Consider the following 13,612-nt stretch of genomic DNA (forward strand, 5'->3'; position numbering starts at 1 on the left):
TTTCAATCCTCCATGACTTCGTCGCGGGCCTCCGGCTGGGCGAAGACCCAGCAGTGGATGACCTTGCTTTCGAGGCGGGTTTTCACGTTCTTCGCCGCGATGAAGCGGCGGGATTTCGAGGAGCGGAGGAGCTGCTTGAGATCGTCCATCGGCGGCGCCTGAATGCCGCGATGGCGGCACCGCTCCTCGAACATCGGAAGGCTGACGGCGATCAGCTTGTCGGCCTTGGTGTGCAGATTTATCGGTGTGCTGCCGCCGGGTTCGTTGGCTTCGAACCAGTCGAACAATTCCCAGAATTTCGCGACATGGGGGTGGTCGGCGCTGATCGCCTGATGCCGCTCGCGGATCATGCCGCGGATGAATTCATGTCCTCGCTCGCGCACGTCGTCGGGAATCGAAATCACGGTCGCGAGGGCGTCGAGGCCGGCGGCGAGCTGGGCGTGGTTCTTGACCAGGCGCTGGTGTCCGACGCCGCTGGCGGCGGGCAACGCCTTTTCGTGCTTTTTAAATGCGGCGAAGAAGGCCGCGAGCCACGCTTCTTCCTGCCGGATGACATGGACGATGAAGCCCGACAGGGTGTCGGTCGGCCAGCTTTCGATAGCCTCGGCCGCGACCTTGGTTTCCGGGCTCCAGCCTTCCTTGTTGATGGTCAGGCTCATGAGGCGTTCGAGCAGCGCCGCCGATGCCTTTACCGCGAAATTCTGCGCGATCACGACGCCGCCGCGGAAGGGCGGGTCATAGGTTTCCATTCCGCCCGAGCGGACGCCGCGTGAACGAACCGCGCGCCCGTTATAGGCGGTTTTCAGTTCGTCCCATTCGAAGCGCTTGCTGTGCGGGGTGCTTTCGTCGCGATCGCCCTCGATCAGCACCACCGGCAGGTTGCCGACCTTGCCGAGGTTGCGCGCGATCGCCGCCGAAGTTGCCTTGGTCGGGTCGAAGCCTTCGTAGGAATCGCGGCCGTAGAGCCGCCAGAGGAATTCCAGCAGGGTCGATTTACCCGATCCGGGTTCGCCGATGATCTGGAGGAAGGCGAGGCTCTTGTGCGCTTCGCGGATCTGTTCGGCGAAAAGGGTGATCTGCCAGAAGGTGAGCGCAATCAGGCCCTTTGCGCCATAGGCGGTCCACAGCTTGGGGAGCCAGTCGGTCCTGAAATTGTCGCGGTCGTAATCGATATCGAGCAGGCGCTCGGGCGAACGCAGCTTCACCGCCACCTTGCCGAAATCGAAATAATCCTCGGCGTTCAGATCATAGACCCGACCGGCGCGCACGGCAATGTCGCCGAGGATCCACGCGCCATGGGCCTTGCTGTAACCGGTGAAGTCGATCGGCTCGACCGTCTTGAGGTCGCGCGTCTGGATCTGCATCAGGCGGTCGAGCTGGCCGGTCGTGCCGGTGAACATGCCGCCGAAGGCGAACAGGCGCTTCTTGAACTCGGGCGCTGCGGTGAGCTGAGCCGCCGAGAAGCGCCCCTTTGCGGTCGGCGTCTTGCCGCGGAAATCGACGCGCAGATAATAAGCGGTGTCGTCGATGACGTCGTCGCGCTCGCGGTAGAGCGTCCGAAAGGCACAGTTGGCGATCTCGTCAACCTCGGCGCAGGCGCGGATCGCGGCTTTCTCGGTCAATCCCTCCTTGAGCCGCACTTCGGCGATGCGGGCCTGATTGAAGCTCGCCCACCACATGCGATTGTCGAACGAGAAGCTGAACCCGTTCCAATGCTTGCGCTCATGAATGAGGCAGGCCTTTTCGAGCGCGCTGGTCGCGATGGTGACGCGGCCATTCCAGAAATATTCGTCGAAGTCGGCGGGGGTGAGCCGCCCCAGCTCGAGAAGATCGTTCCAATCCTTTGCATCGCCCTCGACCAGGCTGGCCTGACAGGCGGTCGCGGACCAGCCCTCTTCCTCGGCGCGCTTGACGAAATCGCGCGACCATTTGACGCCGGCGGCGCCGACGTCGAACGCGAAGACCAGTTCGGGCCGATGGTTGGGGGTCGGGCCGTTGGCGATCGCGAGGCGCAGTTCCTGCAGCCAGTGTTCGGGCCAATTGTTGACCGTCATCGCCGACACGGCGGCATGCCCGGCCATCGTCAGCGCCCATGCGTTGAAGATGCCCTCTGCGATCAGGATCCGTTCGGCCGCGGCCTGCTTATCGATCGTCAGGGCGGGCGGCGCCCAGCAATAGCCCTTGTAGGATTTCCCGCCGGCGGCGCGCTTGGGCTGAAAGCGGGCCTTCATTTCGAAGCGGCCCGGCTGGTCGATCAGCCGTTCCCACCATGTCCCGCCGGGCAGCGGGAAGCGCACGGTGGCGGTGCCGATGTTGCGCTCGGGATCCTTGTAATATTCTTGGCTGTAGCAGCCGCGCATGCCGGTCAGATCGAGCTTTCGGCCATGCTGGAGGAAGGCGTCGGCGGCGGCGTTCGGATCGGCCTCGGTCGCCTTGAACCGCTTCGACCAATCGTCGAAGATTTCGGGGAAATAGGACTTTACCGACTTTTCATAGCCGCAGCGATTGAGCCGACCGCATTTAAGGACGAACGGCTTTTCGGCGTGAACATACAGCTCCTTCTTGTGGCACTCGGGGCATTTGCCCTTGCGGTACCACTCGCCCTCGCGCCGGAAGGCGAATTCCCGCTGCAGGGCGCGGTCCAATTCTTGGGCGAGGGCGTTGCTCATGAAGGAAGGGCGGCTTTCGCAGGCAAAGGGGTAGCGCCGCCGAAAGCGAGGTTCGGCGCGCGGTCTGTTGGTTCATGCGGATTTGGTCAGGTCAGGCGGGGACTGGCGCCGGCGGTGGCTCTCCATCGCGGCGCGCCCGGCGGTAGCGCTTGGGCGTCACAGGATATTTGATCTCAACGCCGACCGGGGTCGAAACGCTGTGAACGAAGCTCATTTGCGCTTTCCAACGGTGGCCGCAGCCATTGTTGGTGCAGTCGAAGTAGATATCGCGATGGAGGATCGAGACTTCCTCGCTATCGCGCGCGCGGCCCGGCGATTTGCAATAGGGACAGCGGGCCGAAACGCGGCGGCTCATTGACGATACTCCCGTTGAATCATGCGCGCTTCGGCGCGGATGGCGAGCGCGGTGGCGATCACCTGGTCGGCCGCGGCCTCGATCTGTTCGGCTTCGGCGCAATCGACATGATCGTCTTCGTGCGCCTCAAGGATCGCCTCGGCCAGTTCGCTGTTGCCCTTTGACTGCCGGGCGAAGAGCATCAGAAGGTCGCGGCCCGTCGCGGCGATGTTCGGCGTCGGCACCAGCTCACGCAGCCGCTGGCGCGCCAATACGGTCGTGACGTGCGGGTGGCCCGGATAGCCGACCGTTTCAGCCTCCAGCGTCGCGATTTCGTCGGCGCGTGGAAAGGCGTCGGTCGTCGTGCTGCAGCAATCGCTGATCCGCTGTTGCCGGGTGCCGAGCCGCTTGGCGACCGCATCCTGTCCGCCATAGGCTTTCACGAGGGCGCGGAACGCTTCCTTGATTTCCTGTTGCTCGGGCGGGAGCGTGATGTTCCGTTCGACGCTCATGCTCGGATCTCCCGCGGGGCGGTAAGGAACTGATTTTTACCGCCTATCGCGCCGCCACAGATGCGGGCAGCTAGGGCCGCGCAGCAGCGACGAGCAGGGGTGCGGTCGCAGTTGGCGCAGGGGATGGACGGTGCGGAGTGCGAGGGCGAACAGGCTGCGACGTGCAGAGAGGGGAGAGCTGCCGCAGCCTGTTCGCCGAGCGGCGACGCGACCAGATCGCCGCCGATTGGTAAACGAAAATGGTGAATCCCCCCGAGACGCCTCACAGTCCGCGACCTCGATAGCTTGCGGCGCTGCTGCTCATGTCGGCCATATCCATCGGCGATGGATTGAAGCCGGGAGCGATTCGAGTGAACGCGATGCTGGATATGTGACGGTTGATGCGCAAATCGACGACGTGCGCTACCTGCGGAAAATAGGCGCAGATGCACCGCACCCATCCGTCCTGATCGCGAAAGGCGATCGCCTGCGTTGCTTCGCCGAAATTCTCGGGCAACCGGAACGAGCGGAGGATAGCCATTGCTCCGTTCTCTCCTTCGACAGGCCAAATCTCGCGGATATGGCGCTTCAGCAAATGGCGTGGATGGAAGATGGAAGGATCAAAGGCGTTCATGCGACCCTCCGATCAGCGCCTTTGTCGATGCCAATCCATCGTTCGGTCTGATCAGGTGCCGGCGGATAATCGCGCGGATAGATGTCGGGACGGAGGGCGTGCCGCGATACTCCGAACTCGCGCTCAGCGAGCAAAACATATTCCGCCGGAAGGCGCTTCGATGATTGCAGCCATTTCCAGAACGTCGGTTGCGGGACAGCGAGCCGGCGCGCAGCCTCGCTTTGCGAGCCAGCGATTTCGACGATGCGATTCAGTGCTTCGAAGGGCGAGTTCGGCGTGTCCATGCGCCCAACTATTCTGAAAGTGATAGATACGTCAATGGGAAAAGTGTCAGTGCTTGCTATTCCAAATGGAATTATGCCGAGAAGCATGAAGCATGCCGTCGATACCGACCGTTTTCGTAAGCGTTTGCAGGAACGTGGAATGACGCAGTCGGGCTTGGCCCGGCAGCTTGAAATTTCGCAAGGCACGATTGCTAAGCTCGCGCTAGGCGAGAGCGCTGGGTCGAAGCACCTTCACCGAATCGCGCGGGCTCTCGGAACGACAGCCGAGTATCTGACTGGTGAGATTGACGACCCCGCGGAAGGCGCCACGCCTCCGCCATCGGCTGAAGAATTGGCCGATGAGCTTGGCCTGGTCGCGATCAAGGAAATCGACCTCACGCTAGGACTGGGCGGGGCATATATCGGCGAGGGCGTGGTCAGCGAGATTGAGCGCTATTTGCCGCTGGCATGGCTGCGCGAGTTCACGCGCGCGGATCCGCAATATTTGCGCGTTGCGCGAACCCGCGGCGATTCGATGAAGCCGACGCTGTCGGATGGCGATCTGGCGATCATCGACATCAAGCAAAATTCGATCCGCGAGCAAGATGCGGTGTGGGCTATCGCCGTCGCCGATATCGGCATGATCAAGCGCATCTGGGCGAACCCGGATGGCAGTTACAAGATCAAGAGCGACAATCCGAATGTGGATCCAGAGACGGCAGTCGATGGCGAAATGTTCGTTCTGGGTCAGGTCGTCGGTAAATTGGGGAAGCTTTGATGAAGTTCTATCGCAGGTGCGCGATCGTCGTGCTGATTTTGGCAAGCGGCTGCAGCAAGCAGGATGAAGCCTCACAAGCCGTAGCGACTGCGAACGCGATCGAAGTTTCGACTGCCCAGCAAGTTATGGACGGTTTCGTCAAATCCGGCTTGCCGGTCGGCAAGGTCAGGAATGTATCCGCCTCCGACGATGCAAATCAGCTACTTGGCCGACCTCACCAATACACCAGCAAAATCGATTTCATCGACACACGGTTTCCCGAGGGGAAACTCGACGAAGCGACCAACAATATCGAGGTTTTCCTGAATGACGAGGACGCCCGTGCGCGGCGGGACTACATCGAGCGCGTGATGCGCGACATGCCGATGGCTGCGCAATATCTCTTCCTGCGGAAGAACGTGCTGGTTCGCGTCAACGGCGCGCTCACACCTGAGACCGCCAAAGAATATGAGGAAGCCGCCGCAAAAATAGTCGCGCCCTGAATCACCGATTCCAGCCGAGGCCTGCGATCCCGCGCAAGATATTGACCAAACAGGCCCATGATGACCGCCAGCGCCAGCCAGAATGCGAATTGCCGCGCCTTGCTGGGCGGTGGCAGGGGGTCGCGCGGATCTTCCCATGGGTTCGGCATGGCGCGACGATAGCGCCGCCGGCGGCGTCAGTCGATGGCGCCGAGATCCAGCTTCAGTTCGGAGATGAAGCCGCCGCCGGCGCTGACGCGGTGCGTCACCTCCGCGATCTGCCACTTTGCGGCGTCGATCTCTGCCTTGAACCCCTGCAGCGTCACCGGGCGGTCGGGCATCAGGGTTGCGTCGCCATAGGCGAGCGTCAGGGTGAATTCGGCCGCGGTGCGGGCATCGCGCCGCCGCGCGCCCTCTGCCGCCGCCTTCGCGTCGCTCGCGCTCGCATAGGTGCGCTTCAGGCGGCGCGCGTTGCCGCTGTCGCCCACGGTCACGACGTGACGCTTGGCGCTGCCCTGATCGTGCCATTCGGCCTCGACCCCGTCATGTTCGTCGCGCTTTTGCCGCGTCCAGCTATAGCTGGAGCATTGTTCGCGCGCGATCGTCAGGCCGGGGATGGTCGAACCTCCCGCGGTGGTCCCGGCACCGATGGGCGCGAGGATGAGCGTCCCGGCCTTGATCGTCGCCATGGCCTCATATCGGCGGCCCAGCTCATTGATGAAGGCGATATCGCTTTTCGCCTTTTGCCGCGTCGCCGGAATTACCGCCCCGGACAGCAGCGGGTGAACGCGCGGCGTCAGCCCGTGGCGCTTGGCGATCTTCGCGACGATCGAGGCCAAGGTCTGTTCGACCCAGCTTTCGTCGCGCCGTTTGCGCAGATCGGCGGTCAGGTCGGCGGCGCGCCCGGTGATCGACAGGCCATCGGGCGGACCCGACCAGGTGAGTTCATCGACGCGGAAATTGCCCTTATCGATAAGGCCCGCGGTCACGCCGCTGCCCTTCGCCCAGCCGATGGCGACCGCGAGCGTCGCGGTCGGCGGCGGGAGGGCGAGCGCGCCGCCTTCGTCGCCCAGCGTGATGTCCAGACTGTCGGCCTCTTCGCCGCGCTTTTCGGTCAGACTCAGCTCGCGCAGAATCGGCCGCATCGCCTCGGTCAGATCCTGCCCGTCGAGCGTCACCTGCCATGCCGCCATCGGCATGATCCATTCGTCGCGGCTCGCGGGCTGCAGCGCGGTCGATGCGGGGGGCTGGCTTGCCATCAATCGCCTGCGCGGGTCAGGTCGATGGCGAATTCGACGCGGCGTGCGCCGCCGCCGGGCAGGAAGGTGCTGCGCCGTTCGTCGACCGCCTGAATGATGTAATTGCCGATGATCGTGCCGTCCGATTGCACCATGGGATAGGCGTCGCCGGTTTCGGCCATCGCGCGGATCTGCGCCAGCGACGTGTTCGGCCCAGTCATTTCGGGCATCAGGACGCCCGGCAGCGTGATGGTCTCTGCGCCGGGGCCGAGGAACTGGAAGGCCGCGCGGGCGCCGAGGCGTTCGTTGGCGGCATGGCGCCAATCGCTGCGCCGGATGAATTCCTGATAGGCGATCGTGTCGATGCCGAAGAGAAACAGGCCGAGCGACAGCATCGACAGGCGTTCGCCGGTCACACCGCCAGCGGCGTCGATCTTTGCCAGCCCCTGCAGCTTGGCAGCGATGGTCGCCGCGGTCGCGATCGCGGGCATGTCGGGCAAGCCGATCAGGCGGCGCACGGTCGAAAGCTGCGACGTCGCGGACGACAGGTTCAAATTGCCGCCGATATCACCGATCTTCATAGCTGCCCCTTGCGCGCTTTGCCGACAGGCGTTCGAGTTCGCGCATGATGCGCTGGCCCATTTGCTCGCCATTCTCGCCCGGCTGTTGCTGGATCTGGATCGTGATGGGGCCAGTGATCGTCAAGCCGCCTGCCTTAGCCGGGCCACTGCCTGACGCCGCCAGCGCCGCCGCAGAGGGCGATCCGGCGGCGAAGGGGGAGCGCGGCAGGCTGAACCCTCCCGCAACGCCCTGTGCCAGCCTGCGGGCGCTATCGACGGGGCGGCGCTGCCCGCGATCGATGCCGATGGCGAGGCCGTCGCTGACAAAGCCGCCCATCTGCATGAACAGGCGCGACGGCGAGTTGATGCCGAGATAGGCCTTGGCGCCCTTCCATGCACCGGCAACCACCGATTTCAGCGCGGCCCATATCTTGCCCGGCGCCGCGCGGATCCCCGCGGCGATGCCATCGACGATCGAGCGGCCGACATTGACGAAGTTGGCGACGTAGCCGCGCGCCAGAGCGACGGCACGGCCGATCGCGGCGACGCCATTCCAGAAGGCGCCCTTGATCCGGTCCCAATTGCGATAGATCAGGTAGGCGGCACCGCCGATTGCCACCACGAGCAACGTGATCGCCAAGATCATCGGGTTGGCGAGCATCATGGCCCCGGCGCGGAGCAGCCCGCGCGCGAGGAAGAGCGATGCGGTGCGGATGACACCGAAGGCGCTGGCGACCATCGGCCCGGCGCGCGCGGCGACGCGGCCCAAGAATGTTAGGCGCCGTCCGGCCTCGTCCACGGCGCGGAACTGTTTGAACAGACGATAGGCGGTCGAGAGCGGGCCGAGGATGGCGCCGACGCCGAATTGCACGATGCCAAAGCCGATCTTCAGCCCGACCAGGCCTGCCGCGATCTTCACGATCCCGGCGGCGAGCTGGGGATTGGCCTGCGTCCATGCGAGGACGTGGGTCATTGCGCCCTTTACGGTTAGGCCGAGCTGGTTCAGGCTCGGCAGAACAGCCTTGCCGACGAGCAGTGTCACTTCGGACATCGTCCCAAGAAAATCTCCCCACATGACTGTGGCGTCCTTTGCGACACGGAGATTGAAAGCCCTGTCGATCGTGCCGCTGCTCTTCATCGCGTCGTCGCGAACCTTGCGGTAATCCTTGAGGTTCATGATCATCGCGCGGATGCCGGCCTGTGCTTCGCGATCTTCGAACGCATAGCCTAACTTCGACAGGTCGCCTCCGATGGCTTTGTCGGTGATCATCGCGATGGCTTCGAACGTGTCATACCCCTGATTGCGGAGCTTCTTCATCGCCGCTGGCAAATCCACGCCGAAATTCTTCTGAAACGCCCGTACTGTGCCGGGCGCATTGATCTTGCCGAGCAAGTTGGTCACCGCTGTGGCGGCTTCGTCCGACGTGCCTGTGCTTCGGCGAGCCATCTGGAGCGCCGCCGACAGGTTGCCGACTGCTGAGAGACCGGATTCTCCGAGCGCATTGAGTTGCGCCGTAAGGCTGGGGAAGTATCGCGCCATGTCGCGAACCTCGAAGGCACCGGCGTTACCCGCTGCAGCCATGATATCTAGCGCACGCCCGGTGTCACTGACGCCAACTTTCAGGTTTTGAAGATTGGCGAACGCTGCATTAGCGCCATCAGCGATATCGACCTTTAAGGCGGTACCCATCTTGCTGATGGGCGCGATCATGATGGCCGCAGTGCGTGGGTCTAAGCCGAAGCCAGCCAGAACGTCCACACCGGCGCGGATTTCCTCCGGCATCCTCTTTGCCGCCCGAGCAGCTCGAAGGATGGTATGTTCGAGCTGTTCTGTTTGTCGGTTGGTCAGTTCCGCCTTTTGCTGCAGATCGACCATCCCGGACGAGAAATTGCCCGCCTCGCGCGCGGCAAGGATGAAGGGCGCGGCCATTGCCGCCCCTTCGATCACATTATCACGCCCCCTCGATCGCAGTTCGCGACCGCGCGCGGCGATGCGGTCGGCGCGCGCGGCGATGGCGAGCAGGCGCTTCTGCCGGTCGATCTGGCGATTGGTGTCCTCGATCTGATTGGCGAGCGCGCGCTGGCGGTCGATCAGATGGGTGACATTGCCCGACGCACCGCGCAGTTCCTTGCCGGTAGCGGCCAGCTCGCGCTTGAGCCGACCGCTATCCTGTTGCAGCGCGCGCAGGGCGCTCGCCCCCGATTTGCTGAGGCCGACGATATTCTTGAGTCCGCCGTTCAGCTTGTCGAGGCCAGCGGAGCTGAACTGGACGATCAGGGCGAGCTTGTTGCCGCTCATCGTGCCGCCGCCATGATGTCCGCCTTCATCTTGAGCATCGCCTTCATTCGGTCATTCGCGCGGCCGTGCCATGCGATCAGTTCGTCGAGGTCGAGGGCCTCCAGTTCGGACAGCGGCCAGTGAAAGATGAAGGCGACGTCCGCGATCAGTTCGTCGACGTCAGCTTCTCGATCATCGCCCGCTGCGCCGAGTTGAAGAAAAAACCGGTGATGACGCCCCCCGCCTCGGCGATATCGTCGGCCTCAAGGCTTTCGGCGTCGGCGACGGTCATGATCGGGTCGGAGATGCGCGGCAGCACGGTGATGATCGCGTTGACGTCCGCCGCCATCAGATCCTGCAGGTTAAGGCCGCGCAGTTCGCCGCCCTTCGGCTTGCGCAGGCGAATGTCGGTGATGACCTTGTCGCCGCGCACGAAGCCATGTTCGAACTTGCATTCTTTCCAGACCGGCTGCTTGGTCGCGCTGGGCGCGGGTGCGTCAGACATGCGGATTTCCTTGCTCTGTCATGCGGGAATGCGGTTTCTCCGCCCCGACGCGCCCGCATGTACGCGCCGGGGCGAAGCTGGTGGGCCTAGAGGCCGATGGCAGCGCGGATGGCGGCGAGGCGATCATCGCCGTTCACCTTGAAGACCATGCCGGGGATGTCGATTTCGACGACTTCGCGTCCGTTGACGATCAGCTTGTAATAGCTGCAGCTCGCCTTGAACTTGTGTTCGGTATCGGATCCGGGCTTGGCATTGCCCATGTCGATTTCCGAATAACGCCCGCGCACGACAGCTTCGACGGGGATCACGCCGCCGGTATCGTCGGCCTGATAGGCGCCGGCAAAGCGCAGCAGCTTGCCGTCATGAGTGATGGCGCCAAAGCCCGCGATCGCGCCCGCGACGATGCCGCCGAGCGTGAATTCCAGCTCCAGCTTTTCCTGCCCCATGTCGATATCCAGCTCGCCGTCCATGCCGGCGGCGCGAAAGCCCTCCATCTTGCGCGAGAGCTTGGGCAGCGTGACCTCGGTCGCGATGCCGAGATAGCTCGCGCCGTCGTCGAAGAGGTTCATATTCTTGAGCTTGGAGGCGAGGCCCATGGCCGGATCCTTTCAGTGCGTGAAACGGGGGAGCGGGATCAGGCGGCGTTCGCCAGATCGCCATAATAGCGGTCGGTGATGCGCTGGTTCAGCGTCAGCTCCTCCGCCGGGGCGCAGGGCGTATAGTCGTAATCGACCGTGATCTTACCGGCGGCGAGCTGCGCCGCGGGGTTCAGTTCGGGGTCGATCCACGCGCGACCGCCGATCAGGCTCCCCTGCGCGACAAGCTGGCGCAGGCGGGCGTTGATCGTTTCCTCGATATCGCGGAACAGCGACTTGGTGATCGGCTTGTCGATCGCCCACAGCAGCCCGGCGGCAATCTCGTCCTGAATAACCTGCGCGGTGCGGACGGTGCTTTCGAAAGCGAAGATCGGTTCGTCGGAACAGGTGCGGTTGCCCCAGAAGCGGAAGCCATTGACGCGGATCACCGTCGTGATGTCGGCGGCGTTGAGCAGCCCGGCATCATTGTCGGCGCCGTGCAGATCGAAGAAGACCGGGACCGACAGTCCGGTGACGCCGTTCATCGCGACGTTCGAGAGCGTCTTGTGCCAGCCGAATTCATTATCGATCAGGCAGCGCATGCCCATGGCGCGCGCCACCAGGTCACCGGTGAACGCCGCCGAGGTGTTCGGCCAGAGCAGCATCAGCTCGCGCGCGCTGAAATTGGCGCGATACAGCACCGCCTCGGCCACGTCGTCGCCGATCGCGGCGGCATAGGCGAAACCGCGCAGCTTGGCGGCGATCTCTTCCAGCTTCGTCGCCACGACCTGCGTATCGAGGCCGGGCGCCCCAAGGATGCGCGGGCGCACCCCGAGCTGGACTTCGGCGCCGAGCAGCTGATCGAGCGCGGCAGTGACCGCATCGTCGAGGTCTTCGGGTGCGGCGGGTTCGGCGATGCGGATCACGACGGCGACCGGATTGGTCTGATCGGCGATCGCGGCCAGCGCGGGAGCGAGCGTCCCGGTGCTGCCCGCCTTGGCGACGGCGGCGCGCACGTCGGTGACCAGCACCAGCTCGCCCTCGGGGAAAGCGGCGTCGAGCGCGTCTTCGGCAGGGCCGGCGACGGCGCCGGCGGTGGCGACAAGGCCGATGATGGCAAGGCTGGACGCGACGATGGCGCGGGTGCCGGTGACGGGTTCGTTGAGCTTGATTCCATGCATGGCGCGATTCCTATGCAGTCAGGGGGATGGCGAGGCGGGTGAAGCTGTTAGCGCCGGCGGGGCGGTCGGTTCGATATCCCTCGATATCGAGCGCGACCCGGCCATCGGCGCCGGTGGTCGAAAAGTTGACGCGGGTCAGGCGGATGCGCGGTTCCCAGCGCGCAATGGCATCGGCCGAGGCGGCGAGCATGAGCAGGCGGGTCGCGGCGTTGATCGGGCGGTCGATCAGTTCGAACAGCATCGACCCATAGTCGCGCAGCATGACGCGGGTGCCGACCGGCGTGGTCAGGATATCGCCGATCGACTGAGCCAGATGCGCGTCGCCGTCGAGCGGGGCGCCGGTGGAGCGATCCATGCCGAGCATGGCGGCGACACTGGCGCCGTCCGCGCGCGGCGCGCCAGTGGTTGCTCCTGTATATCGCGCTTATACAGGAGCGGTGCGTTGCAAAGGATCCTAGACGGGCGGTCCCGACTGCCCGCCGCCCGGCTGAACGGCGCTGTGCTTGTGGCTCTTGAGCGATTTGCCGCCGCCGATCACGTCGTCTTCGGCGGTCAGCTTGCCGGTCACGGTCACGTCGCCGTCGATAGCGACGTTGCCGGTGATGGTCACCTGGTCGGCGGTGATGTCAGCGGTCGATCCGCCGGGGAGCTGCGCGGTCAGGCGATGCGCCTCGGGGTCATAGGCGATGCGCGCGCCATCGGCGAATTCGATCAGCTCTTCGGCGCTGTTGCCCGCCGGCGCGAACGCATCGCTCGGGATCCCGCGCAGGACGAGGCCCCCGCCCAGCTCGCCGTCCATGCAGATCAGCAGCACCTGTTCGCCCGCGCTGGGCGGCGACCAGATGCGCGTCGCGCCCATACGCCCTTCGATCCAGCGCAGCGGCGGGGTTTCGATATCGCCGGTTTCGACGATGCAGCGCGCGGCGGCGAGATCCACCGACTTGACGGTGCCGATCTGGATCAGGCCAGAGGGGTCGAAATCATCCTCGTCGGTGCGCGCGCGCATCATTCGGCGGTGCCTTCCTCTTCAACCGGCGGCGCAATGATCACGCCAAGGTCGATCTTGGCCGCGACGCCGCGCGCAACCTCTGCCACGCGCTCGGCCGTTTTTTTGCGGTCGCATTTGCCCGCCGCAGTCACCACCGCGCGCACGTCGCGGCGGTGAACGATATCGCCCGCGGTGAAGGTGACGGGAACGGTGCCGGTCTTGGCGTTGAAGCGGCCGATGGAGCTGGTGAGTTCGGTCATCGTGCGGATCCTTTATGCGACGGGGGGAACGGGCCAGTCGGCGGGTGCGCCGTCTGTGATCGAGAGGGGCAGATCGCGCAGCGTCTGCCGATATTCGGCCCATCGCGCGCGCAGTTCCGCGTCCATGTCGACGTCGGGCAATTGCGTATAGTCGCTGTCGCGCAAGAGCTGGTCGCGGCGCGCGCGCACGAGCGCGAGCGCGATTTCAGGTTCGGGCGCAACCGGGGCGACCATGGGCTTGCCGTCCGGCCCGGCAACGATCGCCAAACCCGGCTCCAGCGCGTCGAGCGCGGCGGTGCGCTCGGCCTCGCTGACCTCGATCGCGTCGGCGGGGACGCTGCTGTGAACACGGCGATCGTAGAAGCCGCAGGTGGAAGGGGAGAATAGGAGCATGGTC

The 13,612-nt window shown here is 64.4% G+C and carries 18 protein-coding genes; 2 read left to right on the top strand and 16 right to left on the bottom strand.

The window, feature by feature from the left end; genetic code table 11:
- Window positions 1-2: 2 nt before the first annotated feature.
- The 5 genes from EBMC1_RS07975 to EBMC1_RS07995 form a co-directional block, all read right to left on the bottom strand.
- Window positions 3-2,669 carry a bifunctional DNA primase/helicase gene (locus tag EBMC1_RS07975; protein WP_003043229.1) on the bottom strand — a complete coding sequence of 889 codons (2,667 nt, stop codon included), beginning with the start codon at window positions 2,667-2,669 and terminating at the stop codon, window positions 3-5.
- A gap of 91 nt (window positions 2,670-2,760) precedes the next feature.
- Window positions 2,761-3,024 carry an ogr/Delta-like zinc finger family protein gene (locus EBMC1_RS07980; RefSeq protein WP_003043231.1) on the bottom strand — a complete coding sequence of 88 codons (264 nt, stop codon included), beginning with the start codon at window positions 3,022-3,024 and terminating at the stop codon, window positions 2,761-2,763.
- Window positions 3,021-3,515 (bottom strand): phage regulatory CII family protein, encoded by a 495-nt coding sequence (locus tag EBMC1_RS07985; protein ID WP_003043233.1) that lies wholly within the window; start codon window positions 3,513-3,515, stop codon window positions 3,021-3,023. Before EBMC1_RS07985 ends, EBMC1_RS07980 begins: the two co-directional genes overlap by 4 nt.
- Before the next feature lie 262 nt (window positions 3,516-3,777).
- Window positions 3,778-4,128, bottom strand: a complete 351-nt coding sequence (locus EBMC1_RS07990) for a hypothetical protein (protein WP_156001059.1) — start codon at window positions 4,126-4,128, stop codon at window positions 3,778-3,780.
- The gene (locus EBMC1_RS07995) at window positions 4,125-4,412 is read right to left on the bottom strand and encodes a transcriptional regulator (RefSeq protein ID WP_003043237.1); all 288 of its coding nucleotides are present in this window, start codon (window positions 4,410-4,412) and stop codon (window positions 4,125-4,127) included. The genes EBMC1_RS07990 and EBMC1_RS07995 overlap by 4 nt, the downstream gene beginning before the upstream one ends.
- An 85-nt stretch (window positions 4,413-4,497) precedes the next feature.
- Here EBMC1_RS07995 and EBMC1_RS18070 point away from each other — a divergent pair, with 85 nt between their 5' ends.
- Complete coding sequence (locus EBMC1_RS18070) at window positions 4,498-5,169, top strand: XRE family transcriptional regulator (protein WP_003043239.1); 672 nt, start codon at window positions 4,498-4,500, stop codon at window positions 5,167-5,169.
- Window positions 5,169-5,651 carry a hypothetical protein gene (locus tag EBMC1_RS17805; RefSeq protein WP_003043241.1) on the top strand — a complete coding sequence of 161 codons (483 nt, stop codon included), beginning with the start codon at window positions 5,169-5,171 and terminating at the stop codon, window positions 5,649-5,651. The genes EBMC1_RS18070 and EBMC1_RS17805 overlap by 1 nt, the downstream gene beginning before the upstream one ends.
- Before the next feature lie 176 nt (window positions 5,652-5,827).
- Here EBMC1_RS17805 and EBMC1_RS08010 read toward each other — a convergent pair whose 3' ends face one another.
- The 11 genes from EBMC1_RS08010 to EBMC1_RS17810 form a co-directional block, all read right to left on the bottom strand.
- Window positions 5,828-6,889: a contractile injection system protein, VgrG/Pvc8 family gene (locus EBMC1_RS08010; protein WP_003043243.1), complete on the bottom strand. Its 1,062-nt coding sequence runs from the start codon at window positions 6,887-6,889 to the stop codon at window positions 5,828-5,830.
- The gene (locus EBMC1_RS18360) at window positions 6,889-7,449 is read right to left on the bottom strand and encodes a phage tail protein (protein ID WP_003043246.1); all 561 of its coding nucleotides are present in this window, start codon (window positions 7,447-7,449) and stop codon (window positions 6,889-6,891) included. The genes EBMC1_RS08010 and EBMC1_RS18360 overlap by 1 nt, the downstream gene beginning before the upstream one ends.
- Window positions 7,436-9,727, bottom strand: coding sequence for a phage tail tape measure protein (locus tag EBMC1_RS08020; protein ID WP_003043249.1), 2,292 nt, complete (start codon window positions 9,725-9,727; stop codon window positions 7,436-7,438). The genes EBMC1_RS18360 and EBMC1_RS08020 overlap by 14 nt, the downstream gene beginning before the upstream one ends.
- Window positions 9,724-9,876 (bottom strand): GpE family phage tail protein, encoded by a 153-nt coding sequence (locus tag EBMC1_RS18075; RefSeq protein WP_267960609.1) that lies wholly within the window; start codon window positions 9,874-9,876, stop codon window positions 9,724-9,726. The genes EBMC1_RS08020 and EBMC1_RS18075 overlap by 4 nt, the downstream gene beginning before the upstream one ends.
- Window positions 9,873-10,211 (bottom strand): phage tail assembly protein, encoded by a 339-nt coding sequence (locus EBMC1_RS08025; RefSeq protein WP_003043250.1) that lies wholly within the window; start codon window positions 10,209-10,211, stop codon window positions 9,873-9,875. Before EBMC1_RS08025 ends, EBMC1_RS18075 begins: the two co-directional genes overlap by 4 nt.
- 86 nt (window positions 10,212-10,297) lie before the next feature.
- A complete protein-coding gene (locus EBMC1_RS08030; RefSeq protein WP_003043253.1) occupies window positions 10,298-10,807 on the bottom strand; it encodes a phage major tail tube protein in 510 nt (169 codons plus the stop codon).
- A 38-nt stretch (window positions 10,808-10,845) separates the two neighbouring features.
- Window positions 10,846-11,967: a phage tail sheath C-terminal domain-containing protein gene (locus EBMC1_RS08035; RefSeq protein WP_003043256.1), complete on the bottom strand. Its 1,122-nt coding sequence runs from the start codon at window positions 11,965-11,967 to the stop codon at window positions 10,846-10,848.
- Window positions 11,968-11,977: 10 nt separating this feature from the next.
- Window positions 11,978-12,322 (bottom strand): GPW/gp25 family protein, encoded by a 345-nt coding sequence (locus EBMC1_RS08040; RefSeq protein ID WP_231292883.1) that lies wholly within the window; start codon window positions 12,320-12,322, stop codon window positions 11,978-11,980.
- Window positions 12,323-12,421: 99 nt separating this feature from the next.
- On the bottom strand, window positions 12,422-12,976 hold the full coding sequence (locus EBMC1_RS08045; RefSeq protein WP_003043261.1) for a phage baseplate assembly protein V: 555 nt from the start codon (window positions 12,974-12,976) through the stop codon (window positions 12,422-12,424).
- A complete protein-coding gene (locus tag EBMC1_RS08050; RefSeq protein WP_003043264.1) occupies window positions 12,973-13,215 on the bottom strand; it encodes a hypothetical protein in 243 nt (80 codons plus the stop codon). The genes EBMC1_RS08045 and EBMC1_RS08050 overlap by 4 nt, the downstream gene beginning before the upstream one ends.
- Window positions 13,216-13,227: 12 nt before the next feature.
- The gene (locus EBMC1_RS17810) at window positions 13,228-13,608 is read right to left on the bottom strand and encodes a phage tail assembly chaperone (protein WP_003043266.1); all 381 of its coding nucleotides are present in this window, start codon (window positions 13,606-13,608) and stop codon (window positions 13,228-13,230) included.
- Window positions 13,609-13,612: the final 4 nt, after the last annotated feature.

Source organism: Sphingopyxis sp. MC1, assembly GCF_000371385.1.
Taxonomy (GTDB): domain Bacteria; phylum Pseudomonadota; class Alphaproteobacteria; order Sphingomonadales; family Sphingomonadaceae; genus Sphingopyxis; species Sphingopyxis terrae.